Origin of the sequence: Streptomyces sp. NBC_00289, from assembly GCF_041435115.1 — a bacterium.
Lineage (GTDB): Bacteria > Actinomycetota > Actinomycetes > Streptomycetales > Streptomycetaceae > Streptomyces.
Genome location: NZ_CP108046.1, coordinates 6,123,696 through 6,148,353 on the forward strand (window position 1 = coordinate 6,123,696; position 24,658 = coordinate 6,148,353).

Genomic DNA, 24,658 nt, shown 5'->3' on the forward strand with positions numbered 1-24,658 from the left:
CGCCCGCTGCCGCGGGAGTTGTCCACAGGCGGTTGTCCACAGGGGTGGCCGGTCCGGGCAGGCCTTGGCACAGTGGTGGACATGCGGGGGTGGTGGCAGGACCTCACCGACCTGGTGCTGCCTGCCGACTGCGCGGGTTGCGGTAGGTCTCGCGCAGTGCTCTGCCCGGAGTGCCGTGCGGCTCTGACCGGTGCCGCGCCGCGCCGGGTGACACCGGTGCCGGAGCCGGCCGGGCTGCCGGTGGTGCACGCGGCGGCGCGGTACGGGGACGCGGTGCGCGCGGTGCTGCTGGCCCACAAGGAGCGGGGTGCGCTGGCGCTCGCGGCGCCGCTGGGCGCGGCGCTGGCGGGCGCTGTGCGGACGGGGGTGCTGGAGGCCGGGATGAGGGCCGACAGAGGCGTAGGGGCGGGCTCAGCGGCGGCTACGGGCCCGCGGTCGGACACGCGCCGACCGGGAGTTGCGAGGTCACGGGAAGCCGGGCTGTCGGCCGACCGGGCGGTGCGGCTCGTTCCCGTGCCGTCGTCCCGCGGAGTGGTGCGGGCGCGCGGGCATGATCCTGCGCGGCGGATCGCTCTCGCGGCGGCCGGGGAACTGCGGCGGACCGGGACCCCGGCGCGGGTGGTCGCCGTGCTGCGGCAGGGGCGGGCCGTGGCCGACCAGTCGGGCCTCAACTCCCGCCAGCGGCTGGCCAACCTGGCGGGCGCGCTGGCGGTCGCTCCCGATGCTGCCCGGTTGCTGTCGGGCGGTCCGGTGGTGCTCGTCGACGACCTGATGACGACGGGTGCGTCCCTGACGGAGGCGGCACGCGCCGTGCGTCTGGCGCTGACGGGGCTCAGGTACGCGGACGACGACCTGGAAACGATCGTGTACGCGGCGGGAACCCGGGAAGGCAGAGAGGGACGGACCCGATCGGCGCAACGGATGAGACGGTCGGGCCTGGTCGGACGTATCGAAGAGGCAGCCGAGGGAGAGCGAGGACGGGGGCGCGGTGAGGCGGGAAAGACGGACGACGGTGATGCGCGCCGGACCGGCCGCGACCACCTGGTCTGCGCCGCCGTGGTCGCCGCCACGCCGGGTTCCTTCGGAACAAACCGGAACTGACTGTGAACTTGCATCGTTGCAGCTAATGAGAGGGCCAATTCACTTGAACGGAGGTACGCCGCAGTAGAGGGTGACGACATCCGTCCGGGCGAGATATGTTCGGTTGTGAGAGAAAGGCCCAGGCCGTCCCTCTCCTATACGAATGCCGCCGCTGCGGGTTTTGCACAATCACCCGCGACGATGGGGTGGAGATCTTGCCCATGGGGGAGGAGGAGGTGGAAGTCACCGAGTCCGAGGTTCCGGGGCTCACCGGAACCTGGTGCAAAAGGGAGACGCTCCGCCACGGAAGCGGAGCGATCCGGGAACGGAGTTCTGCGTGGACATCGTCGTCAAGGGCCGCAAAACCGAGGTGCCCGAGCGGTTCCGCAAGCACGTGGCCGAGAAGCTGAAGCTGGAGAAGATCCAGAAGCTCGACGGCAAGGTGATCAGCCTCGACGTCGAGGTGTCCAAGGAGCCCAACCCCCGACAGGCCGACCGTTGTGACCGAGTGGAGATCACGCTCCGCTCCCGCGGTCCCGTGATCCGGGCGGAGGCGGCGGCCAACGACCCGTACGCGGCACTCGATTTGGCGGCGGAGAAGCTGGAAGCCCGGCTTCGCAAGCAGCACGACAAGCGGTACTCGCGCCGAGGCGCCCGCCGGCTCACGGCGGCCGAGGTCGCCGACCACGTCCCGGACGCGGCGACACTCAACGGCAACGGCCACGTCGTCCACGACGAAGAGCCGGACGCCGTGCCCACGAAGAAGATCGGCTCGCTCGAGGTGAAGGGCGAAGGCCCCCTCGTCGTTCGCGAGAAGACGCACGTAGCCTCACCCATGACCCTCGACCAGGCTCTCTACGAGATGGAGCTGGTCGGCCACGACTTCTACCTGTTCGTCGACTCCGAGACGAAGGAGCCGAGCGTCGTCTACCGGCGCCACGCCTACGACTACGGAGTCATCCACCTCAACACGGACCCGATGGTCACGCAGGTGAACGCTCCCGCGGCGGGTGGCACCCTGGGCGGCTGACGCCCCCGTGGCCGGCAGCTGAGCCGGTGCCCCTGGAGCGCGTGCGCGCCCCCCAGGGGCACCGGTGTGCGACCACTTCACGCCCCGCTCTGTCACCTCACTGTCGTCCAGGCATGGAATCATGGCCGCACCGGCCCAACCGGCGGGTCGTTGCCTTGGGTTGGCGATGGCACAGGACCACAGGCCACAGCCTTCAGGGGGAGGAACGATGGCGGACAGCTTCGGACCGATGCACGACCAGGTCACCGACGGCGACGCGGGCACGGGCCCCGACGCGGGCTCCCCACGCAAGGAACCGATCCGTGTCCTGGTCGTGGACGATCACGCGCTCTTCCGCCGAGGCCTGGAGATCGTGCTCGCGGCCGAGGAGGACATCCAGGTCGTCGGTGAGGCGGGCGACGGCGCGGAGGCCGTCGACAAGGCCGCCGACCTGCTGCCGGACATCATTCTGATGGATGTGCGGATGCCCAAGCGGGGCGGTATCGAGGCGTGCACGTCCATCAAGGAAGTCGCCCCCAGCGCCAAGATCATCATGCTGACGATCAGCGACGAGGAGGCCGACCTCTACGACGCGATCAAAGCGGGCGCGACCGGATATCTCCTCAAGGAGATCTCCACCGACGAGGTCGCCACCGCCATTCGCGCGGTGGCCGACGGGCAGTCGCAGATCAGCCCGTCCATGGCGTCGAAACTGCTCACCGAGTTCAAGTCGATGATCCAGCGCACGGACGAGCGCCGGCTGGTGCCCGCGCCCCGGCTCACCGACCGTGAGCTGGAAGTACTCAAACTCGTGGCCACCGGAATGAACAACCGGGACATCGCCAAGGAGTTGTTCATCTCCGAGAACACCGTGAAGAACCACGTGCGCAACATCCTGGAGAAACTGCAGCTGCACTCCAGGATGGAGGCCGTGGTGTACGCGATGCGGGAGAAAATCCTCGAGATCAGGTAAGGGCGCCGGGGGCGTCAGGCGAGAGCGCGGGCGAGTTCCGCGGCAAGGGGAGCGCGGAGTTCCGGGCTGTCCACCCGTTCCACGCGTACGTTCGTGCAGTCCACCCAGCTCGCGGCCTCCATCAGGGCCTGGGCCACCGCCGGGACCGCCTTCGGGCCGTCCAGGGTGACCTGCCTGGCCACCAGGGTGCCGCCCTCACGGGCGGGGTCCACGCGGCCGACCAGGTGACCGCCGGCCAGCACCGGCATCGCGAAGTAGCCGTGCACCCGCTTCGGCTTGGGGACGTAGGCCTCCAGGCGGTGGGTGAAGCCGAAGATCCGTTCCGTGCGCGCCCGCTCCCAGACCAGGGAGTCGAAGGGGGACAGGAGCGTGGTCCGGTGGCGGCCGCGCGGTGAGGTCTCCAGGGCCACGGGGTCGGCCCAGGCCGGCTTGTCCCAGCCCTCCACGGTGACCGGGACCAGCCCGGTGTCGGCGATCACCGCGTCGAACTGTTCTCCCTTGAGGCGGTGGTAGTCCGCGATGTCCGCGCGCGTGCCGACCCCCAGGGACTGGGCCGCCAGTCGGACCAGGCGGCGCAGGCACTCGGCGTCGTCCAGGTCGTCGTGCAGCAGTGCTTCGGGTACGGCGCGCTCGGCGAGGTCGTACACGCGCTTCCAGCCGCGGCGCTCGACGCACACCACCTCCCCGTACATCAGGGCGCGCTCCACGGCGACCTTCGCGCCGGACCAGTCCCACCACTCGCTGGTGCGCTTCGCGCCGCCCAACTCGGTCGCCGTGAGCGGCCCTTCGGCGCGCAGCTGCTTGATCACCTGATCGTAGGCGCCGTCCGGGAGGGCGTGACTCCAGTGCGGACGGGAGCGGTAGGCGCGGCGCCGGAAGGCGAAGTGGGGCCATTCCTCGATGGGGAGGATGCAGGCGGCGTGCGACCAGTACTCGAAGGCGTGGGGCTGTGCCCGCGCGGCATCGGCGGACGCGGTGCCCCAGTAGGCGGCCTCGACCGTGCCGCGGCCCACGGCGCCCAGGCGGGCGTACGGAACGAGTTCGTGGGAGCGGGCGAGGACCGAGATGGTGTCGAGCTGGACCGCGCCCAGATGGCGGAGGGCGCCGCGGACGCCCGCACGGCGGTCGGGGGCGCCGAGGAAGCCCTGTGCCCGCAGGGCGATGCGGCGGGCTTCGGCTGCCGAGAGGGTGGTGGGGTGCGGGGTCGTCATGCCCCGCACGATAGGGGGTGGCGCTGACAGTGGGGGCTGACCTGCGCCGTTCCCGCCGGGAGCGGTCCGCGGCCCGGACGACCGGCCCCGGGGGAGCCGGCGGTGGGGCGGCTACGCGTCGGCCGGCAGGTAGGGCGCCGACGGCGGCAGGCCCAGGTCGGAGGGCAGCAGCGAACCCACCCAGCAGTCCCGGCGTACGCCTGCGTGGACGATCGCGGAGCGCAGCGTGCCCTCGAAAGCGAAGCCGGCGCGCTCCGCCACCGCGCGGGACGGCTCGTTGCCGACCTCCGCGCGCCACTCCACGCGGTCCGCCCGCAGGTCGGTGAAGGCCCAGCGGGAGGCGGCGGCGACGGCCTCGGTGGTGTAGCCGTTGCCGCGGTGCTCCTTGGTGGCCCAGAAGCCGATCTCGGACGTGCCCGGGGAGCGCGTGGTGAGGGAGAGCATGCCCACGAGGTCTCCCGGCCCGGGGAGGAAGACGCCGAAGGTGAACATCGAATCCTTCGCCCAGCCGAGCGGGACCAGTTGTTCCGTGAAGCCCCGCGCGTGCTCGTGGAGGTAGGGCGAGGGGATGGAGGTCCAGCGCTGGATGTCCGGGTCCTGGGCGGCGGCGTACACGGAGTCGGTGTCGTCCGGGCCGACCGGGCGCAGGTGGAGGCGGGCGGTGGAGAGCGTGACGGGATCCATCGGCCGATTCTGCTCGGCGGTCCGACGGGGCCGCCACTTTTTTAGCCGTGTGTGAGCGCGCGATCACAATTCGCGCAAATCCTCGGCGGGACGCGGCACCATCCGCGACCCCCGGCCGTTGTCCCCTTTGAAACAGATTTGAAATGGCGGACCGTCGTCGACCCGGCAGGCCTCCCGGCGTGGCGGGGTCCTCGCATACGATGGCCGTTGCTCAGTAAGTCACATGGAACCGACCGTCCCGGCCCGACCGGCAAGGAGACCAAGCCCCGTGTCCGTCCTCTCGAAGATCATGCGTGCAGGCGAAGGCAAGATCCTGCGCAAGCTGCACCGCATCGCGGACCAGGTCAAGTCCATCGAAGAGGACTTCGTCGACCTCTCCGACGCCGAGCTGCGGGCCCTCACCGATGAGTACAAGCAGCGGTACGCCGACGGTGAGACTCTGGACGACCTGCTCCCCGAAGCTTTCGCCACCGTGCGTGAGGCTGCCAAGCGCGTGCTCGGCCAGCGTCACTACGACGTGCAGATGATGGGCGGCGCCGCCCTCCACCTCGGCTACGTCGCCGAGATGAAGACCGGTGAGGGCAAGACCCTCGTCGGCACGCTCCCCGCTTATCTCAACGCCCTCTCCGGAGAAGGCGTCCACCTCATCACGGTCAACGACTACCTGGCCGAGCGCGACTCCGAGATGATGGGTCGCGTCCATAAGTTCCTGGGCCTGAGCGTCGGCTGCATCCTCGCCAACATGACGCCGGCCCAGCGCCGCGAGCAGTACGCGTGCGACATCACCTACGGCACGAACAACGAGTTCGGCTTCGACTACCTGCGCGACAACATGGCGTGGTCCCAGGACGAACTCGTCCAGCGCGGCCACAACTTCGCCATCGTCGACGAGGTCGACTCCATCCTCGTCGACGAGGCCCGTACGCCGCTGATCATCTCCGGCCCGGCCGACCAGGCCACCAAGTGGTACGGCGACTTCGCCAAGCTGGTCACGCGCCTGAAGAAGGGCGAGGCCGGCAACCCGCTCAAGGGCATGGAGGAGACCGGCGACTACGACGTCGACGAGAAGAAGCGCACCGTCGCCATCCACGAGTCCGGCGTCAGCAAGGTCGAGGACTGGCTGGGCATCGACAACCTCTACGAGTCGGTGAACACGCCTCTGGTGGGCTACCTGAACAACGCCATCAAGGCCAAGGAGCTCTTCAAGAAGGACAAGGACTACGTCGTCATCGACGGCGAGGTCATGATCGTCGACGAGCACACCGGCCGTATCCTCGCCGGCCGCCGCTACAACGAGGGCATGCACCAGGCGATCGAGGCGAAGGAAGGGGTGGACATCAAGGACGAGAACCAGACGCTCGCCACGATCACCCTGCAGAACTTCTTCCGCCTCTACAACAAGCTCTCCGGCATGACCGGTACGGCGATGACCGAGGCCGCCGAGTTCCACCAGATCTACAAGCTCGGCGTGGTCCCGATCCCGACGAACAGGCCGATGGTCCGCAAGGACCAGTCGGACCTGATCTACCGCACGGAGGTCGCGAAGTTCGAGGCGGTCGTCGACGACATCGCCGAGAAGCACGAGAAGGGCCAGCCGATCCTCGTCGGCACGACGTCGGTCGAGAAGTCCGAGTACCTCTCGCAGCAGCTGAGCAAGCGCGGCATCCAGCACGAGGTGCTCAACGCCAAGCAGCACGACCGTGAGGCGCCGATCATCGCCCAGGCCGGCCGCAAGGGCGCCGTGACCGTGGCCACCAACATGGCCGGCCGTGGTACGGACATCAAGCTCGGCGGCAACCCCGACGACCTCGCCGAGGCGGAGCTGCGCCAGCGCGGCCTCGACCCCGAGGAGCACATCGAGGAGTGGGCGCACGCCCTGCCCGCGGCCCTGAAGAAGGCCGAGAAAGCGGTCGAGGCGGAGTTCGAGGAGGTCAAGGACCTCGGTGGGCTCTACGTCCTCGGCACCGAGCGGCACGAGTCGCGTCGCATCGACAACCAGCTGCGCGGCCGTAGCGGCCGTCAGGGCGACCCGGGCGAGTCCCGCTTCTACCTCTCGCTGGGCGACGACCTGATGCGCCTGTTCAAGGCCCAGATGGTCGAGCGCGTCATGTCGATGGCGAACGTCCCCGACGACGTGCCGATCGAGAACAAGATGGTCACGCGCGCGATCGCGTCCGCCCAGTCGCAGGTCGAGCAGCAGAACTTCGAGACCCGCAAGAACGTCCTCAAGTACGACGAGGTCCTCAACCGTCAGCGCGAGGTCATCTACGGCGAGCGGCGCCGCGTCCTGGAGGGTGAGGACCTGCAGGAGCAGATCCAGCACTTCATGAACGACACCATCGACGCGTACGTCGGTGCGGAGACCGCCGAGGGCTTCCCGGAGGACTGGGACCTCGACCGTCTGTGGGGTGCCTTCAAGCAGCTCTACCCGGTGAAGATCACCGTCGAGGAGCTGGAGGAGGCGGCCGGTGACCGCGCCGGACTGACCGCCGAGTTCATCGCCGAGTCGATCAAGGACGACATCACCGAGCAGTACGAGTCGCGTGAGACGCAGCTCGGCTCCGAGATCATGCGTGAGCTGGAGCGCCGTGTCGTGCTGTCGGTCCTGGACCGCAAGTGGCGCGAGCACCTCTACGAGATGGACTACCTCCAGGAGGGCATCGGCCTGCGCGCCATGGCGCAGAAGGACCCCCTGGTCGAGTACCAGCGCGAGGGCTTCGACATGTTCACCGCCATGATGGAGGGCATCAAGGAGGAGTCCGTCGGCTACCTGTTCAACCTGGAGGTCCAGGTCGAGCAGCAGGTCGAGGAGGTCCCGGTGGAGGACACCGAGCCGTCGCTCGAGAAGCGCGACGCGGTTCCGGCCCAGGCCGGCTCCCGTCCCGAGATCCGCGCCAAGGGGCTCGACGCCCCGCAGCGGCGGGACCTGCACTTCTCGGCGCCGACCGTCGACGGTGAGGGTGGTGTCGTCGAGGGCGAGTTCGCCGACGACGAGGAGCCCGTGCGCTCGGAGGCGGACGGTCTCACGCGCGCGGAGCGGCGCAAGCAGTCGCGTGGTGGGCGCCGTCGCAAGAAGTGACGGTGCCGGGCGGGAAGTGACGGTGCCTGTGGCGCCGTAGAGGTTCGAAGGGCCGGGTCACTCCAGGGTGGGCCGGCCCTTCGGCGTGTCCGGCGGGGTCAGTCGTGGTCCGGACCTGCCGTGCGCGGGCCGCCCAGCTCCACCGCTGTGCAGCGCCAGCGCAGGTCCGGTCCCTGTTCCAGGCGGAAGGCCATGGCACGCAGCTGGTCGCCGGCGCCGATGCGCGCGAAGACCTCGATGGCGCCGGGGCGGGGCACGTAGTAGCCGATGTCGCGGACCACGGGGCGGGTGCCGCGGGTGCGCAGCGGGCCGCGTTCGGCGAGGTGGGCCAGTTCGTCGTAGGCGCGGCCGGCGGTGTGGCGGAGCATCCAGTGGACGGGGCGCTGACCGCTCAGGACGGCGAGCAGACGATCCGCGAAGACGTCGGTGGTGGCGGGCGGTGGGCAGAGCGGCCTGCGCGGGGTCTGGGTGGGGGCGTCGGAGGCCTGCGTGGTGCCTGGGGCGGCGGGAGCGGGCGCCGATGGCCGTGCGGGTGCCGTGAGCGTGCCGGTCGTGCCGTGGGAGGCGGTGCCGGTGTGTGCGGCTGTGCCGGTGGCACCGGCGTTTGTGCCTGTGGCGCTGGTGGGGGAGCCGGGGGCTGCCGGTGGGCGGCCGTCGGTGGGCCTCGTACGGGTGCGGGTCCCGTTGCCCCCTGGTGAGCCCGGGGGCCGGCCGCCCGGCGCCGTCGTGCGGGCCGTACCGCCGCCCGGTGTGCGGGGCGGGGCACCGCCGGGGTGGCGGGCGTCGCGGCGGCCGGGCGGGCGGCTGCCGGGCTGCTGCTTCGCCCTGTTCATGACCTTGTGCATGGTGTCCCCGCTCGACGGGCCCGGAAAGTACCGGGCGGTAACTTTGTGGTTGGGGATCTTGTACGGGGATGTGGGCCGCGGCGGCAAGGCGGCCGAGGCCCTCGGGCCGGGGCCCGGGAGGTTCACTTATCCGAGTGACCGGGAGGTCCGGAAAGCCCGTGCTGACAGGGACGGACCGGGTGAACGCCGGGGCGGGGAGTGGACGCCTGCCGGGGGGTGGGCAGGAACTCGAAAGGGGACTCCCGCACGTATCCTGAGAGCCGTCCGGGTGCGCCGGGGAGGGTCTCTCCCGCCCACGTAACCGACCACGATCCACGCCCAGGCACCACGCCCGAGCACCGCGAACCACACCGACCAGGAAAGCGGACTGTCATGCGCGTCTACGTCCCCCTGACCCTCTCCGGTCTCGCCGAGGCGTACAAGGCGGGAGAGCTGGGGGCCGGGCCGCTCGTCGCGTACGCCGTCACGCCGGCGTTGCGCGAGTGGTACCTCTCCGACGACATCGAGGAACTGGAGTACGCGGCGCTGAACCGGGCCGCGCTGGCCTCGCTCCGGCTGCTGGCGGCGGACTCGGGGGCGGTGCGGCGGCGGGTCGTGGTCGCCGTCGACGTGGCCGACGGCGCGGCGGTCGCCGACCCGGACCGGGCACTCGACCCGGCGGCGCTCGGCGAGGTGCGGATCGCCGCTGCCGTGCCGCTGGCCAAGGCGGCCTCGGTGCACGTCGACTCGGATGACGCGGAGGCGGATGTGACGGCCGCGGCGGAGGCACTGCCGGCGGCGGACGCGGGGGACGACGACGCCCAGTTCGTGGTGGACGGCGCCGAGGACCACGAGCTGCTGTGGTTCGCGCGGCAGGAGATCCCGAACCTGGTGGGACTGGGTGAGTAGGCGCGGCCTGCCGCGCGGGACTCGTCACCTGCCGGTCTCTTGATTGTCAGTGGCGGCGGGTACGTTTCCGGCATGGGGAAGCAGACAGGCGCGCACATTGTCTGGGACTGGAACGGGACGCTGTTCCACGACAACGACGCGATCATCGGGGCGACGAACGCGGCGTTCGCCGAGCTGGGGCTCGAGGCGATCACCCTGGAGCGGTACCGGACGCTGTACTGCGTGCCGGTGCCGAAGTTCTACGAGCGGTTGCTGGGGCGGTTGCCGACCGACGCCGAGTGGGAGGTCATGGACGAGGTCTTCCACCGGTACTACACGCAGCACCGGATCAGCTGCGGGCTCACCGACGGCGCGGTGGAGCTGCTCACGGGATGGCAGTCGGCGGGACGCAGCCAGTCCCTCCTGAGCATGTACGGGCACGACGAACTCGTGCCGCTGGTGCGCGGGTTCGGGATCGAGCCGCACTTCCTGCGGGTGGACGGGCGGACCGGTCCCTCCGGCGGCAGCAAGGCCGAGCACATGGTGCGGCATCTCGCGGCGCTGACCGGGGCGGCCGGCGTGGACCCCGCTCGTACGGTGGTGATCGGGGACGCCGCCGACGACGCGGTGGCCGCGCTGCACGTCGGGGCGCGCGCCGTGCTGTACACCGGCGGTTCGCACGGCCGGGCCAGCCTGGAGGAAGTGGGCGTCCCGGTCGTGGACACCCTGGCGGAGGCGGTCGAGGAGGCGGCGAGACTGGCGGCCTGAGGCGCGTGCCCGCCGCCCGGACACGGGTGGGTTCGGCAGGCGCCCGGCCGTGTCGGGCGGCGGACGCCTGCCGGTGGGAGGTGCGGTCAGGTCACCGGTGCCTTGGCGCGCAGCACCGTCAGGAACTCCCGCATCCAGGCGGAGTGGTCCGGCCAGGCGCGGGAGGAGACCAGGGTGCCGTCGACGACCGCCTCGGCGTCCTGGAAGGTGGCTCCCGCGGCCTGCATGTCCGGTTCCAGCGCCGGGTAGGCCGTGACCCGGCGACCGCGCAGACCGTCGATCGCGGCGGTGAGCAGGGGGCCGTGGCAGATCTGGGCCACGGGCTTGTCCGCGTCGAAGAAGGACTTCAGGATCTTGCGGAGTTCGGGGTCGTTGCGCAGGTACTCCGGCGCGCGGCCGCCGGGGATGACCACGGCTACGTACTGGCCGGGATCCACCTCGGCGAAGGCGAGGTCGGCGGGCCAGGTGTAGCCGGGCTTCTCGGTGTAGGTGTCGAAGCCGGGTTCGAAGTCGTGGACGACGAACTGGAGCTTCTTGCGGGTGGGGGCCGCGATGTGGACCTCGTAGCCCTCCTCGCGGAGGCGCTGGTAGGGGTACAGGACCTCCAGCGACTCCGCCGCGTCTCCGGTGACGATGAGGATTTTTGCTGTCATGTCGGCAACGTGCCTCCCGGAAGCGGCCTTGCCAAGGGGGCGCGCGGCGACGGAGTCCCCGTCGGCCTACCGGACCGCCCGGCGAGCCGGTTCCGAACTCACCCGTCGGTGCGCGGCGCGGCAGGCGCGATACGCCGGATCGGCCGTCCCCGCCCCTGTGCAGAATGTCAAAGTTCCCCCCCTGGTTTTGTACACATACGGCTCATGACGGCCCCCCTCCCGAGAGCGATAGCCTGGTGGCGTGATCAGCGCGATAGTTCGCGGGGGCACTGCCGCCCCTGCCCTGCGCCCGGCGAGCACGGACCATCTCCGTGACCGGGCGGCGGTCGCTGGTCTTCGCGGGCGGGACGGGGCCGCAAGGGCTCCCAGGACGCCGTACACACACCCGACGCAGGCGGCGCAGAGATCAGCGTCACACCGTGCGGGCGCGTCGAGAATGGCTGATAACCCCCCGCTCATCTCACCTTGCGGCATAGCGTCGGAGCAGACCGGACACCCCGCGTCTGGACGTTGCGTCGGAGGGGAAGAGACCGTACTTCCTTCTACGTCACGCAATGGCGCGCGACAGGAGCCAGAGGACAATGCAGACCAAGCTGGACGAAGCCAAGGCCGAGCTGCTCGAAAGGGCCGCCCGGGTTGCTGAGAACAGCCCGGTCGGTGGGCACCTACCGACCGGGACGGCGGACGAGGGCACTCCGGACCCGGACACCGTGCTCGCGTTCCTCCAGCGCTACTACCTGCACACCGCCCCGGAGGACCTCACCGACCGCGACCCGGTCGACGTCTTCGGAGCCGCTTTCTCGCACTACCGACTGGCCGAGAACCGCCCGCAGGGCACGGCCAGCGTGCGGGTCCACACCCCGACCGTCGAGGAGAACGGCTGGACCTGCAGCCACTCCGTCGTCGAGGTCGTCACCGACGACATGCCCTTCCTCGTGGACTCCGTGACGAACGAGCTGACCCGTCAGGGCCGCGGCATCCACGTCGTCATCCACCCGCAGATGTTCGTGCGCCGCGATGTCACCGGCAAGCTCATCGAGGTGCTCACCGCGCCCGTCACCGACGGTCTTCCGCACGACGCGCACACCGAGTCCTGGATCCACGTCGAGATCGACCGCGAGACCGACCGTGCCGACCTGAAGCAGATCACCGCCGAACTGTTGCGTGTCCTGTCCGACGTTCGCGAGACCGTCGAGGACTGGGACAAGATGCGGGACGCGGCGATGCGCATGGCCGACGAGCTGCCCAAGGAGCCCGTCGCGTCCGACCTGCGCGGCCAGGACATCGAGGAGGCCCGCGAGCTGCTGCGCTGGCTGGCCGCCGACCACTTCACCTTCCTCGGCTACCGCGAGTACCAGCTGCGCGACGACGACTCGCTCGCCGCGGTGCCCGGCACCGGTCTCGGCATACTGCGCTCGGACCCGCACCACGCGAGCGACGAGAGCCACCCCGTCAGCCCCTCCTTCGAGCGGCTGCCCGCCGACGCCCGCGCCAAGGCCCGCGAGCACAAGCTCCTCGTGCTGACCAAGGCCAACAGCCGTGCCACCGTGCACCGGCCGTCGTACCTCGACTACATCGGCGTCAAGAAGTTCGACGAGCAGGGCAACGTCGTCGGCGAGCGGCGCTTCCTCGGACTGTTCTCCTCCGCCGCCTACACCGAGTCCGTGCGCCGGGTGCCGGTCATCCGGCGCAAGGTCGAGGAGGTGCTGGAGCGCGCCGGGTTCTCGCCCAACAGCCATGACGGGCGCGATCTGCTGCAGATCCTGGAGACCTACCCGCGCGACGAGCTCTTCCAGACCCCGGCCGACGAACTGCAGTCCATCGTCACCTCGGTGCTGTACCTCCAGGAGCGCAGGCGGCTGCGCCTCTACCTCCGCCAGGACGAGTACGGGCGCTACTACTCCGCCCTCGTCTACCTTCCCCGCGACCGCTACACCACCGGTGTGCGGCTGCGGATCATCGACCTCCTGAAGGAGGAACTCGGCGGCACCAGCGTCGACTTCACGGCGTGGAACACCGAGTCGATCCTGTCCCGGCTGCACTTCGTGGTCCGGGTCCCGCAGGGCACCGAGCTGGCGCAGCTGTCCGACGCCGACAAGGAGCGCATCGAGGCCCGGCTGGTGGAGGCCGCCCGCTCGTGGGCCGACGGTTTCGCCGAGGCGCTCAACGCCGAGCTGGGCGAGGAGCGCGCGGCCGAGCTGCTGCGCCGCTACGGCAACGCCTTCCCGGAGGGCTACAAGGCCGACCACAACCCGCGTGCCGCGGTCGCCGACCTGGTGCACATCGAGCGGCTCACCGAAGCCCAGGAGCACAGCGGCAAGGACTTCGCGCTGAGCCTCTACGAGCCGGTGGGCGCCGCGCCCGAGGAGCGCCGGTTCAAGATCTACCGCAAGGGCGACGCGGTCTCCCTGTCCGCGGTGCTGCCGGTCCTCAGCCGGCTCGGCGTCGAGGTGACGGACGAGCGGCCGTACGAACTGCGCTGCTCGGACCGCAGTGTCGCCTGGGTCTACGACTTCGGCCTGCGCATGCCCCAGACGCAGAACGGCGGCGGTGACTACCTCGGCGACGACGCCCGCGAGCGTTTCCAGGAGGCGTTCGCCGCCACCTGGACCGGCAAGGCCGAGAACGACGGCTTCAACGCCCTGGTGCTCAGCGCCGGGCTGGGCTGGCGGCAGGCGATGGTGCTGCGGGCGTACGCGAAGTACCTGCGCCAGGCGGGTTCCACCTTCAGCCAGGACTACATGGAGGACACCCTCCGCAACAACGTGCACACCACCCGGCTGCTGGTGTCGCTGTTCGAGGCACGGATGTCGCCGGACCGGCAGCGCGCCGGACACGAACTCGTCGACGCCCTGCTGGAAGAGCTCGAGGCGGCGCTCGACCAGGTGGCGAGTCTCGACGAGGACCGGATCCTGCGGTCCTTCCTCACCGTCATCAAGGCGACCCTGCGGACGAACTTCTTCCAGGAGGCGGCGGGCGGCAAGCCGCACGCGTACGTCTCCATGAAGTTCGACCCGCAGGCGATCCCCGATCTGCCCGCGCCGCGCCCGGCCTTCGAGATCTGGGTGTACTCGCCGCAGGTGGAGGGCGTGCACCTGAGGTTCGGGAAGGTCGCCCGAGGCGGACTGCGCTGGTCCGACCGCAAGGAGGATTTCCGGACGGAGATCCTCGGCCTGGTGAAGGCGCAGATGGTGAAGAACACCGTCATCGTGCCGGTGGGCGCCAAGGGCGGCTTCGTCGCCAAGCAGCTGCCCGACCCGAGCGTGGACCGGGACGCCTGGCTGGCCGAGGGCATCGCCAGCTACAAGACGTTCATCTCAGCGCTGCTCGACATCACCGACAACATGGTGGCCGGCGAGGTCGTGCCCCCGGCGGACGTCGTCCGGCACGACGAGGACGACACCTACCTCGTGGTCGCCGCCGACAAGGGCACCGCGACCTTCTCCGACATCGCCAACGGCGTCGCGGAGCAGTACAACTTCTGGCTCGGCGACGCCTTCGCCTCCGGCGGCTCCGCCGGCTACGACCACAAGGGCATGGGCATCACCGCCCGCGGTGCCTGGGAGTCCGTCAAGCGGCACTTCCGGGAGCTGGGCGTGGACACCCAGACCGAGGACTTCACCGTCGTCGGCATCGGGGACATGTCGGGTGACGTGTTCGGCAACGGCATGCTGCTGTCCGAGCACATCCGCCTGGTCGCCGCCTTCGACCACCGGCACATCTTCCTCGACCCGACCCCGGACGCGGCCGCCTCCTACGCCGAGCGCCGCCGCGTCTTCGAGCTGCCGCGCTCCAGCTGGGCCGACTACAACAGCGAGCTGATCTCCGCGGGCGGCGGCGTCTTCCCCCGCAGCGCCAAGGCCATCCCGGTCAACGCGCACATCCGCCAGGCGCTGGGCATCGAGGACAAGGTGTCCAAGATGACCCCGGCCGACCTGATGAAGGCGATCCTCAGGGCGCCGGTCGACCTGCTGTGGAACGGCGGCATCGGTACGTACGTCAAGGCGTCGACGGAGTCCCACGCGGACGTCGGCGACAAGGCCAACGACCCGATCCGGGTCGACGGCGCCGACCTGCGGGTCAAGGTCGTCGGAGAGGGCGGCAACCTCGGTCTGACCCAGCTCGGCCGGATCGAGTTCGCGCTGCACGGCGGCAAGATCAACACCGATGCCATCGACAACAGCGCGGGCGTGGACACGTCCGACCACGAGGTGAACATCAAGATCCTGCTCAACGGTCTGGTCGCGGACGGCGACATGACGGTCAAGCAGCGCAACAAGCAGCTCGCCGAGATGACCGACGAGGTCGGCGGACTGGTCCTGCGCAACAACTACGCGCAGAACACGGCGATCGCCAACGCCCTCGCCCAGTCCAAGGACATGCTCCACGCGCAGCAGCGGTACATGCGCCACCTGGTGCGGGAGGGACTGCTGGACCGGGCGCTGGAGTTCCTGCCCACCGACCGCCAGATCCGCGAACGCCTCGGCGCCGGGCAGGGCCTGACCAGCCCCGAGACGGCCGTGCTGCTGGCGTACACGAAGATCACGGTCGCCGAGGAGCTGCTGCACACCTCACTGCCGGACGACCCGTATCTGCGCGGTCTGCTGCACACCTACTTCCCGGCCGCGCTGCGCGAGAAGTTCGCCGACCGGATCGACGGCCACCCGCTGAACCGTGAGATCACCACGACCGTCCTGGTCAACGACACGGTCAACACGGGCGGTACGACCTATCTGCACCGCCTGCGCGAGGAGACCGGCGCCTCGCTTGAGGAGATCGTCCGCGCCCAGACCGTGGCCCGCACGATCTTCCGTTCGGGCGCGGTGTGGGACGGGGTGGAGGCGCTGGACAACACGGTCGAGGCCGCCGTCCAGACCCGTATCCGGCTGCACTCGCGCCGCCTGGTGGAGCGCGGCACACGCTGGCTGCTCAACAACCGGCCGCAGCCGCTGCAGCTCGCCGAGACGGTGGAGTTCTTCTCCGAGCGCGTCGAGCTGGTCTGGGCGCAGCTGCCGAAGCTGCTGCGCGGCGCGGACCTGGAGTGGTACCAGCAGATCTACGACGAGCTGACGGGCGTGGGTGTCCCGGACGAACTGGCCACGCGGGTGGCCGGGTTCTCGTCCGCCTTCCCGACGCTCGACATCGTCTCGGTGGCCGACCGCATGGGCAAGGAGCCGCTGGACGTCGCCGACGTCTACTACGACCTCGCCGACCGGCTCCACATCACCCAGCTCATGGACCGCATCATCGAGCTGCCCCGCGCCGACCGCTGGCAGTCCATGGCCCGCGCCTCGATCCGCGAGGACCTGTACGCGGCCCACGCGTCCCTGACCGCCGACGTGCTCGCCGTGGGCAACGGCACCTCGACCCCCGAGCAGCGCTTCAAGGCGTGGGAGGAGAGGAACGCGCCGATTCTGGGCCGGGCGCGCACGACCCTTGAGGAGATCCAGGGCTCGGATGCCTTCGACCTGGCGAACCTGTCGGTGGCGATGCGGACGATGCGGACACTGCTGCGCACGCATTCCTAGCCGATACGCGCACGAGGGCGCCCCTGGCCGTGAAGGCCGGGGGCGCCTTTGGTTCGGGGACTGCGGCGGAGGGCTGGAGCGCCTGGGCCGTCGGGGCCGCGGGGAGCGTCCGGGCCCGAGGCGGCCCCGAGCTGCCCGAGCGCCCGAGCGCGCGAGCTGCCCGAGCCGCGGACCGTCCGAAGCGCCGGGCGCCGGGATCGTCAGACCGTCCGAGGCGTCGGTGCATCGAGCCGCCGGGCCGCCGGGATCGTCAGATCGAGCCGCCGGCCGCTCGGTCCGTCTGAGTCGTCGGTGCATCGAGCCGCCGGCCGCCCGGAAGACCGAGCCGCCGGGCCGCCGAGCCGCCGGGCCGCCGGGCCGCCGGGCCGCCGGCCGCCCGGATCGTCAGATCGGGCCGCCGGCCGCTCGGTCCGTCGGACCGTCCGAGGCGTCGGTGCATCGAGCCGCCCGGAGCGCATGCCGCTCACGTCGACGCTCGTGTGCTCCCGTTCGCGCTGTAATCCAGTCCTCAACTGTCACTGGCATGTCATACGCTGCGTACTCGGCAGCGTCCGCACGTCGGTACCGGCGTGAGGGGGGACGCGTGGCCTACTCATCTGCTCGGGGACCACCGGGCATTCTCTGTGGGGGTTCACATCACTGTGCGCAGGCGCAGCACTTCTACCGCGACGGCACTCGCGGTTCTCTTCAGCTCCGCGGCGCTCGCCGCGGGTACGGCGGGGGTGGCGGCGGCCGACTCCGCCAGGGTTCTTCCGGTGAAGTCCGTGGGCGACATCGTCGTGGACGGGGTCCACCGGCGCGTGTACCTGTCCGATCCGACCGGCGGCAAGATCGTGGTCACCGACTACGCGGGCGCGGTCAAGGCGACCCTCACCGGACTGCCCGGTGTGACGGGCCTGGCGCTGTCAGCCGACTCCGGCCAGGTGTACGCGGCCGTCAAGGGCAGCGACCGGATCGTCTCGGTGGAGACGCAGACGTACACCCAGACCGCGAGCTACGAACTGGGCGCCGACGCTCCGTCCGACCTGGAGGTCGTCGACGGCCGCGTCTGGTTCGGCTACGGCTCGAACCTCGGCTCGCTCGACCTCTCCACCGCCGAACCGGTCGTGCACCTGGACCAGAAGGCGGACGCCGGCTTCTTCACCGGCCCGATGCTGCTGGGCTCCGATCCGGCCGCGCCGGGCGTCCTGGTGGCCGGCAGCGGCGGCACGCTCGCGGTGTACGACGTCTCGGCCGACGGTGCCGTGCTGCGGGTCAAGGGCAGCATGGACACCTCCGTGAAGCAGCTGGACCTGACGCCCGACGGCGGCCAGGTCATCACCTCCTGGGACGGCACCGGCAACGGGTACGGCCTCCCCGCCTACTCGACCACCGACCTGACGGAGGTGGCGAGTTACCCGATCGACGCCTACCCGAACGCCGTGGCCGTCGCGCCCGACGGCAGTGTCGCGGGCGGCAGCTTCTCCTGGTACGAGCCCGACGTCCACATCCACCGTCCCGGTGACCTGACGTCGGTACGGGAGTACGACTTCCCCAACACCGGCGACAGCAGCGGCGCCGACACCCTCGTGGACGGCGCGCTGGCCTGGGCGCCGGACGCCGGCCGGGTGCTCGCCGTCTCCGTGAACACCGCCGGCACGTACACCCTGCGTGCCATGACCGACCCCACCAAGGAGCTGCCGACCCTCAAGGTGTCGGCGCCCGCGACGTCGGCCCGGGCCAAGAAGCTCACCGTCACCGGCAAGCTCACCTCGAAGGTGCCGCTCGCCGCGGGCACCGGTCTGACGGTGACCCGTACGGACATCGAGTCGCCGAACGGCAAGACCCTGCCCGCCGCCACGACGAAGGCCGACGGCAGCTTCTCCTTCACGGACACCCCGCCCGCCGGCGGCAAGGTCACCTACAAGGTGTCCTACGCGGGCGACGCCACGCACGCCACCGCCGTGGGCTCCGACAGCGTGCAGGTCTCCCGCAAGGCGACCGCGCTGAGCCTGACCAACAACGGCAAGCTGTACTCGTACGGCAAGGACGTCTCCTTCACGGCGCACCTCGGCACCACGTACAAGAACCGCACGGTCGAGATCTACGCGGACCCCTTCGGTACCGACAAGCCGAAGAAGCTGCTGAAGAAGGCCAGGGTCAACTCGCACGGCAACCTGTCGGCGACCGTCGACATGACGCGTGACACCACCGTCACCGCCGTCTTCGCCGGGGACGCCCGCTACGCCGGCAAGACCACGAAGTCGACCGCCTACGCCCGGGCGAGGATCTCCACCTCCGTCTCCAAGCACTACAGGACGGGCAGGATCGGCTCCACGAAGTACTACTACTTCCGCAAGAACACCGACCCGGTGTTCACCACCACCATGAACTACTACGCGGGCCGCAAGCAGCGGTTCGAGCTCGAGGTCTACTACCAGGGCCGCTGGTACGACTCCGGGTCGGAGTACTTCGCCCTCGGCACCAGCGGCAAGTCGGCCGTACGCCTGGAGGCCCCGGGCGAGTCCGGCATCCGCGCCCGGATGCGCTCGTCGTACATCAACGGCTCCTCCGGCGACACGGTCAACTCCACGACGTACGGGCCCTGGAAGTACATGGCCTTCACCAACTGACCTGCGCTGATCCGGCTCGAAGCCGTGTCGGGTACGGCCCCGGACTCACCCGGGGCCGTACCCGACACGCGTGCGTCACGCCCCACGACGGCGCACTTCACGCTTCACGCCTCACGCCTCACGACGAGAGCGGCACCTTCGTGTCCTCGATCGTGTCCCGGACCTGCTCGGGGGCCTTCGGGGGAGCTTTCTTCGGCCGGGGCTTCGGCCTGGGCTTCTCCGGGCCGCCGGAGAACGCCTCGTACGCCTCCAGGACCTCCTCGGTGGGTCCGTCCATGCGCAGTTCGCCGCGCTCCAGCCACAGCACGCGGTCGCAGGTGTCGCGGATCGACTTGTTGTTGTGGCTGACCAGGAAGACGGTGCCGGCGTGTTCGCGCAGTTCGCGGATACGGGCCTCGGACCGCTTCCGGAAGGAGGCGTCACCGGTGGCCAGCGCCTCGTCGACGAGCAGGACGTCGTGGTCCTTGGCGGCGGCGATGGAGAAGCGCAGCCGGGCCGCCATGCCGGAGGAGTAGGTGCGCATCGGCAGGGTGATGAAGTCGCCCTTCTCGTTGATGCCGGAGAAGTCGACGATCTCCTGGTAGCGCTCCTTGACCTGCTCGCGGGACATCCCCATGGCCAGGCCGCCGAGGTAGACGTTGCGCTCGCCGGTGAGGTCGTTCATCAGGGCCGCGTTGACGCCGAGCAGGGAGGGCTGCCCGTCGGTGTGGATACGGCCGTTCTCCACCGGCAGCAGGCCCGCGACCGCCTTGAGCAGCGTCGACTTGCCCGAGCCGTTGCTGCCGATCAGACCGATCGCCTCGCCCCGGTACGCGGCGAAGGACACGTTCCTGACGGCGTGCACCGTGCGCACGCCCGCGGCCCGCTCCGCCTTCTCGCGGCGCAGCATGCGGTTGAGGGCGGCGGTGGCGGAACCGCGGCCGGCTCCGGTGCCGTTGACCCGGTAGACGATGTCGACCTTGTCGACGACGACGGTGGGGACGCGCTCGCCGTCGCTCTCGCAGGGGTACTCGGTGTGCTCAGCCACGGCCGTACGTCTCCTCAGCCTTCCAGAAGTAGATGAAGCCGCCGACTCCGGCGAGCAGCGCCCAGCCCGCGGCGAGCAGCCACACGTGGGCCGGCAGCTGGCTCGAGTGGAAGCTGTCGATCAGCGCGTACCGCATGAGGTCGATGTAGACGGCGGGCGGGTTGGCCTGCAGCGTGGGCGCCACCCAGGACGGCAGGCCGGTGTGCCGCTGGAGCAGGTGGTCGATGCTCCACATCACGCCGGAGATGTACATCCAGGTGCGCAGCACGAACGGCATCAGCTGCGCGATGTCCGGCGTCTTGGCCCCCAGCCGGGCCACGATCATCGAGACGCCCGCGTTGAAGGTGAACTGGAGGACCAGGGCCGGGATCGCCAGCACCCAGGAGGCGGCGACCGGCACGCCGAAGCAGAGCAGGATGACGACCAGGGCGGCCATCGAGAACAGCAGCTGCTGGAGCTGCTGGAGGACGAACGAGATGGGCAGCGCGGCCCGCGGGAAGTGCAGTGCCCGGACGAGACCGAGGTTGCCCGCGATGGCCCGGGTGCCCGACATGATCGAGCTCTGCGTGAACGTCCAGATGAACACGCCCGTGACCAGGAACGGGATGTAGTCCGGCACGCCCTTCTTGGTCTGCAGCAGCACGCCGAAGATGAAGTAGTAGACCGCCGCGTTCAGCAGGGGGGTCATCACCTGCCAGACCTGGCCCAGCTTCGCCTGGCTGTACTGCGAGGTGAGCTTGGCGGTGGAGAAGGCCGCGATGAAGTGGCGCCGGTCCCACAACTGGCGGACGTACTCCGGCAGGGAGGGGCGGGCGCCGCTGACCGAGAGGCCGTGGCGGGCGGCGAGGGCCGCGAGATCGTCGTCGGCCGGGGCCGGCGTCGGGGGCGGTGTGTGGAGGACCTGGCTCACATCCGCTGCTTTCACTCGGGGGGAGGGGTGGCGCGCGTTCGGCTGCCGCCGGGCTGGTCACCCGGAGTTTCCTTACGCTTCTCTTCACGTTTTCTTACGTCGGGACGGGACCGTATCGTCGTGACGTGAGCGTAGGCCGAGTGGGCGTCGGAACGCAACCGTTTCGTCGTGACGCGGTCGTGACGCGGAACCGGTACCGTCGCGGCGACGGCATCGGTTCGTCGCGACGTCTCCGGCGTCGGGACGCAACCGTTTCGTCGCAACGCTCTATGCTGGACGTATGACGACGAACCCAGAGGAGCCCCAGGCGCGTCCGCGCCGCCGGACCCCCGCGGGAGCCGCCGTGCTCCGGAAGGATGTGACGGAAGCCATCCGGGCGGCCGTCTTCGAGGAGCTCGCGTCCGTCGGCTACGCGCGGATGTCGATCGAGGGGATCGCGCGCCGCGCGGGCGTCGGCAAGACCGCGGTGTACCGCCGCTGGCGCTCCAAGCAGCACTTGGTCCTCGACCTGGTCTCGGCGATCGCGGTGCAGGGCCTGCCGGCGCCGGACACCGGCTCGCTGGAGGGCGATCTGCGGCTGCTGTACGAGGTGACCTCCCGTGCGCTGCGCCACCCCGTGGCCTCGCAGATCATCCCGGACCTCCAGGCCGAGGCGGCCCGCAATCCCGACATCGCCGAGGCCATGCAGAAGGCCCTCCGCGAGGGGCAGGAGGGCGTCGCCAGCAGGATCGTGGTGGCGGCCGCGCGACGCGGCGAGATCAGCCCCGACGCAGACGAGGATCTGGCCCTCGACCTGATCTCGGGGCCTCTGTACTGGCGTTCGGTGGTGATCCGCAGCCCGAAGCTGCCGAAGGGCTACCTGGGCGCGCTGGCCCGGGCGACGGCGGAGGCGCTCAAGGCACTGTGATGTGCCGGGAGGCCGGTGAGGCGCCGGGAGGCCCGCTGAGGCGCTCGAAGGTGCCTCGAAGGTGCCTCGAAGTGAGGCTAGTGGCGCGCCGCCCCGGGGTGCCGTCGTACCCAGCCCTCCCAGGCCGACGTGATCATGTCCTGGACGTCGTGCTTCGCCTTCCAGCCCAGTTCGGTGGCGGCGCGGTCGGCCGACGCCACGACGCGGGCCGGGTCGCCCGGGCGGCGCGGGGTGACCGTCGGGTGACGGTCGTAGCCGGTGAGGGCGTTGACGCTGTCGATCATCTCGCGGACGGAGACGCCCTCCCCGCGGCCGATGTTGAGGGTGAGGTCGCGGCCGGGGTCGGCGCGCAGTGCGCGGGCGGCCGCCACATGGGCCTCGGCCAGGTCCACCACGTGGATGTAGTCCCGGACGCAGGTGCCGTCCGGGGTCGCGTAGTCGTCGCCGAAGATCCGCGGGGGCGCGTTGTCGGTCAGCCTCTCGAACACCATCGGGATCAGGTTGAAGACGCCCACGTCCGCGAGCTCCGGACGGGCCGCGCCCGCCACGTTGAAGTAGCGCAGACAGGCCGTGGACAGACCGGTGGCCCGGCCGGTGGCTCTGACCAGCCACTCGCCGGCCAACTTCGTCTCGCCGTAGGGGCTCATCGGCTCGCACGGCGTCTCCTCCGTCACCAGGTCGACGTCCGGCATGCCGTACACCGCGGCCGAGGACGAGAACACGAAGGTGGGCACACCGGCGGCTGTCACGGCCTCCAGCAGGACGCGCAGACCCTCGACGTTCTCCCGGTAGTAGTGCAGGGGCAGCTCCACCGACTCGCCCACCTGTTTCTTCGCCGCCAGATGGACGACGCCGGTGATCTTGTGTCCGGCGAGGGTGCGCCGCAGCAGACCGGCGTCCAGCGTCGAGCCCGTCACCAGCGGTACTCCGTCGGGCACGCGCTCGGCGATACCCGTGGACAGGTCGTCGTAGACGACCGTCGGCTCGCCCGCCTCGGTCATCGCCTCCACGACGTGCGCCCCGATGTAGCCGGCGCCGCCGGTGATCAGCCAGGTCATGTGCGGCCTCCCCTCGTCAGTCGGCCCGTGGTGGCGCCTCGTGTGCCGTCGCTTTTCAGTGAAGCAGGCGGCGGCGCCTGCCGTGAGCCGGCTGAACGACGACCGCACAGACGGGGTCCCCCGTCACGAGGACGGTGACGTGTCGCGGGTGGCAAGGTGCCGGGACGGCACCGGGAGGAGGGACTCGAGCGGTCCCGCCGCGTGCGAGGACGGGGACGGGCCCGTGGAGCGCCACAGGCGGGTGAAGGAGAGCGCGGCGGCCGCGGCCAGCAGGCCGTTGCGTACGAGCATCAGCGCGCAGCCCGTCCAGGTGCTGGTGACGACCTCGTGGTAGAGGACGGGGTACACGACCGAGCTGACGGCGGTCGCCGCCACGATCAGCGCGGCCACCGGGCGTTGTGCGGTGTGCCGTGAGGTCAGGCAGACGGCGGCCAGGCCCAGCAGCCAGACCATGTACTGCGGGCTGATGACCCGGCTGGTGACGGTGAACAGCAGTACGGCGCTGAGCGCGGCGTCGTACGGCGTCGCCGGTGCCCGGTGCCGGGCCCGGATCCGCCACAGCAGCAGCAGCCCGAAGGCGACGGCCGTGAGTGCCAGCGAGGCGTCGGCCACGGACGAGACGTACGGGCCGGTGAACTCCATCGCGCCGTACCGGTACCGAACCGTGCCCGGCCAGCCGGCGTGGGTGGCGAGGCCGAGCACCGTGCCGCCGAACGACTCGATCTGCACACCCCGGCCGCTCTGCTGGAGGAGGAAGGCGAAGGGATCGCTGAACACGACCGTGAACAGCGCGAGCGCCACGGCCGCCGTCATCCCCGCCCACGCCCATGCCGAACGTGCGGTGCGCCCCTTCGCCAGCCCCACCAGCACCAGCACCGGCCACACCTTGACCAGTGCCCCCGCGGCCGCCAGCGCCCCGCACGCGCGCGGGGACCGCGACAACGTCAACAGGGCGAGGACGGCGAGCGCGGTGACCTGCACGTCGTAGCGCGCGAGCGGCAGGTGCAGCAGCAGGGGGAGCCCGCCCACCCACACCGCCGCGCCGAGCAGACTGCGGCCGGGTCGTCCGCCCGCGCGCACCAGTGCCGCCGTGACGGCCGCGTCGGTGGCGAGGGTGAGGACGACGAACGCCTGAAAGTACGTCAGGCCCGGCAGCAGGGCGGGTGACAGCAGCACCGGGCCGGCGCCCGGCGGGTACTGCCACAGCGGATCGTGGGCGGGGAGGGCGCCGTGCGCGAGCCCGCCGTACCAGCGGTGGTAGAGCCGCCACACCTCGCCGGCGACGCGGCCCCCGCCCAGTACGTCGAGTGAGTTGTGGGCGAGCAGCCACAGCATCAGGGCGCGGCCGGCGAGCCAGGCGGCGGCGAGGAAGAGGTGGCGCGGGCGTCTCACGGCGTTCACCGCGGTGGTCATGAGGGTGTGCGGCGCGAGGTTCATCCGGGAGATC

At 70.5% G+C, this 24,658-nt stretch carries 17 protein-coding genes; 9 read left to right on the forward strand and 8 right to left on the reverse strand.

All coding sequences use genetic code 11. The features are described from left to right. Nucleotides 1-81 precede the first annotated feature (81 nt). The 3 genes from OG985_RS27750 to OG985_RS27760 all read left to right on the forward strand — a co-directional run bounded on the left by OG985_RS27750 (nucleotide 82) and on the right by OG985_RS27760 (nucleotide 3,062). On the forward strand, nucleotides 82-1,101 hold the full coding sequence (locus tag OG985_RS27750) for a ComF family protein (RefSeq protein ID WP_371671056.1): 1,020 nt from the start codon (nucleotides 82-84) through the stop codon (nucleotides 1,099-1,101). 316 nt (nucleotides 1,102-1,417) lie between these two features. Next, nucleotides 1,418-2,110, forward strand: coding sequence for a ribosome hibernation-promoting factor, HPF/YfiA family (gene hpf / locus OG985_RS27755; RefSeq protein WP_371671057.1), 693 nt, complete (start codon nucleotides 1,418-1,420; stop codon nucleotides 2,108-2,110). A 208-nt stretch (nucleotides 2,111-2,318) separates the two neighbouring features. Beyond that, nucleotides 2,319-3,062, forward strand: coding sequence for a response regulator (locus tag OG985_RS27760; RefSeq protein WP_371671058.1), 744 nt, complete (start codon nucleotides 2,319-2,321; stop codon nucleotides 3,060-3,062). Between the two features lie 14 nt (nucleotides 3,063-3,076). Here the strand turns inward: OG985_RS27760 and OG985_RS27765 are convergent, their stop codons facing one another. Both OG985_RS27765 and OG985_RS27770 read right to left on the reverse strand, forming a co-directional pair. Then, entirely contained in the window at nucleotides 3,077-4,273 is a 1,197-nt protein-coding gene (locus tag OG985_RS27765) for a winged helix-turn-helix domain-containing protein (protein WP_371671059.1), read from the reverse strand. A 111-nt stretch (nucleotides 4,274-4,384) separates the two neighbouring features. Further along, nucleotides 4,385-4,957 carry a GNAT family N-acetyltransferase gene (locus OG985_RS27770; RefSeq protein ID WP_371671060.1) on the reverse strand — a complete coding sequence of 191 codons (573 nt, stop codon included), beginning with the start codon at nucleotides 4,955-4,957 and terminating at the stop codon, nucleotides 4,385-4,387. A gap of 268 nt (nucleotides 4,958-5,225) precedes the next feature. Between OG985_RS27770 and secA the strand changes: the two genes are divergently transcribed. Next, on the forward strand, nucleotides 5,226-8,036 hold the full coding sequence (secA, locus tag OG985_RS27775) for a preprotein translocase subunit SecA (RefSeq protein ID WP_371671061.1): 2,811 nt from the start codon (nucleotides 5,226-5,228) through the stop codon (nucleotides 8,034-8,036). Nucleotides 8,037-8,134: 98 nt separating this feature from the next. Here secA and OG985_RS27780 read toward each other — a convergent pair whose 3' ends face one another. Beyond that, nucleotides 8,135-8,881 (reverse strand): Rv3235 family protein, encoded by a 747-nt coding sequence (locus tag OG985_RS27780; protein WP_371671062.1) that lies wholly within the window; start codon nucleotides 8,879-8,881, stop codon nucleotides 8,135-8,137. Between the two features lie 372 nt (nucleotides 8,882-9,253). On the opposite strand from OG985_RS27780, the gene OG985_RS27785 reads away from it, so the two are divergent. Together OG985_RS27785 and OG985_RS27790 are read left to right on the forward strand one after the other, a co-directional pair. Next, a complete protein-coding gene (locus tag OG985_RS27785) occupies nucleotides 9,254-9,769 on the forward strand; it encodes a hypothetical protein (protein WP_371671063.1) in 516 nt (171 codons plus the stop codon). Nucleotides 9,770-9,841: 72 nt separating this feature from the next. Further along, nucleotides 9,842-10,516 carry an HAD family hydrolase gene (locus OG985_RS27790; protein ID WP_371671064.1) on the forward strand — a complete coding sequence of 225 codons (675 nt, stop codon included), beginning with the start codon at nucleotides 9,842-9,844 and terminating at the stop codon, nucleotides 10,514-10,516. Between the two features lie 86 nt (nucleotides 10,517-10,602). Here the strand turns inward: OG985_RS27790 and OG985_RS27795 are convergent, their stop codons facing one another. Next, nucleotides 10,603-11,169, reverse strand: a complete 567-nt coding sequence (locus OG985_RS27795) for a DJ-1/PfpI family protein (protein WP_371671065.1) — start codon at nucleotides 11,167-11,169, stop codon at nucleotides 10,603-10,605. Nucleotides 11,170-11,750: 581 nt separating this feature from the next. Here OG985_RS27795 and OG985_RS27800 point away from each other — a divergent pair. Both OG985_RS27800 and OG985_RS27805 read left to right on the forward strand, forming a co-directional pair. Continuing rightward, nucleotides 11,751-16,697, forward strand: coding sequence for an NAD-glutamate dehydrogenase (locus OG985_RS27800; RefSeq protein ID WP_371671066.1), 4,947 nt, complete (start codon nucleotides 11,751-11,753; stop codon nucleotides 16,695-16,697). Nucleotides 16,698-17,338: 641 nt separating this feature from the next. Further along, nucleotides 17,339-19,309 carry a YncE family protein gene (locus OG985_RS27805; protein WP_371671067.1) on the forward strand — a complete coding sequence of 657 codons (1,971 nt, stop codon included), beginning with the start codon at nucleotides 17,339-17,341 and terminating at the stop codon, nucleotides 19,307-19,309. A 118-nt stretch (nucleotides 19,310-19,427) separates the two neighbouring features. On the opposite strand, the gene OG985_RS27810 is transcribed toward OG985_RS27805, so the two are convergent. Together OG985_RS27810 and OG985_RS27815 are read right to left on the reverse strand one after the other, a co-directional pair. Next, on the reverse strand, nucleotides 19,428-20,336 hold the full coding sequence (locus OG985_RS27810) for an ABC transporter ATP-binding protein (RefSeq protein ID WP_371671068.1): 909 nt from the start codon (nucleotides 20,334-20,336) through the stop codon (nucleotides 19,428-19,430). After that, complete coding sequence (locus tag OG985_RS27815; RefSeq protein ID WP_371671069.1) at nucleotides 20,329-21,246, reverse strand: ABC transporter permease; 918 nt, start codon at nucleotides 21,244-21,246, stop codon at nucleotides 20,329-20,331. Before OG985_RS27815 ends, OG985_RS27810 begins: the two co-directional genes overlap by 8 nt. 280 nt (nucleotides 21,247-21,526) lie before the next feature. Between OG985_RS27815 and OG985_RS27820 the strand changes: the two genes are divergently transcribed. Then, on the forward strand, nucleotides 21,527-22,153 hold the full coding sequence (locus OG985_RS27820) for a TetR/AcrR family transcriptional regulator (protein ID WP_371671070.1): 627 nt from the start codon (nucleotides 21,527-21,529) through the stop codon (nucleotides 22,151-22,153). Nucleotides 22,154-22,230: 77 nt separating this feature from the next. Here the strand turns inward: OG985_RS27820 and galE are convergent, their stop codons facing one another. Together galE and OG985_RS27830 are read right to left on the reverse strand one after the other, a co-directional pair. Beyond that, complete coding sequence (gene galE, locus OG985_RS27825; RefSeq protein WP_371671071.1) at nucleotides 22,231-23,211, reverse strand: UDP-glucose 4-epimerase GalE; 981 nt, start codon at nucleotides 23,209-23,211, stop codon at nucleotides 22,231-22,233. A gap of 123 nt (nucleotides 23,212-23,334) precedes the next feature. Further along, a complete protein-coding gene (locus OG985_RS27830) occupies nucleotides 23,335-24,648 on the reverse strand; it encodes a glycosyltransferase 87 family protein (RefSeq protein WP_371671072.1) in 1,314 nt (437 codons plus the stop codon). Nucleotides 24,649-24,658: the final 10 nt, after the last annotated feature.

Coding starts and splice junctions, on each gene's coding strand:
- OG985_RS27790 (WP_371671064.1), top strand. CDS start 9,842: ATGGGGAAGCAGACAGGCGCGCACATTGTCTGGGACTGGAACGGGACG.
- OG985_RS27760 (WP_371671058.1), top strand. CDS start 2,319: ATGGCGGACAGCTTCGGACCGATGCACGACCAGGTCACCGACGGCGAC.
- OG985_RS27785 (WP_371671063.1), top strand. CDS start 9,254: ATGCGCGTCTACGTCCCCCTGACCCTCTCCGGTCTCGCCGAGGCGTAC.
- OG985_RS27765 (WP_371671059.1), bottom strand. CDS start 4,273: ATGACGACCCCGCACCCCACCACCCTCTCGGCAGCCGAAGCCCGCCGC.
- OG985_RS27800 (WP_371671066.1), top strand. CDS start 11,751: ATGCAGACCAAGCTGGACGAAGCCAAGGCCGAGCTGCTCGAAAGGGCC.
- OG985_RS27750 (WP_371671056.1), top strand. CDS start 82: ATGCGGGGGTGGTGGCAGGACCTCACCGACCTGGTGCTGCCTGCCGAC.
- OG985_RS27820 (WP_371671070.1), top strand. CDS start 21,527: ATGACGACGAACCCAGAGGAGCCCCAGGCGCGTCCGCGCCGCCGGACC.
- OG985_RS27780 (WP_371671062.1), bottom strand. CDS start 8,881: ATGCACAAGGTCATGAACAGGGCGAAGCAGCAGCCCGGCAGCCGCCCG.
- OG985_RS27830 (WP_371671072.1), bottom strand. CDS start 24,648: ATGAACCTCGCGCCGCACACCCTCATGACCACCGCGGTGAACGCCGTG.
- galE (WP_371671071.1), bottom strand. CDS start 23,211: ATGACCTGGCTGATCACCGGCGGCGCCGGCTACATCGGGGCGCACGTC.
- OG985_RS27770 (WP_371671060.1), bottom strand. CDS start 4,957: ATGGATCCCGTCACGCTCTCCACCGCCCGCCTCCACCTGCGCCCGGTC.
- OG985_RS27795 (WP_371671065.1), bottom strand. CDS start 11,169: ATGACAGCAAAAATCCTCATCGTCACCGGAGACGCGGCGGAGTCGCTG.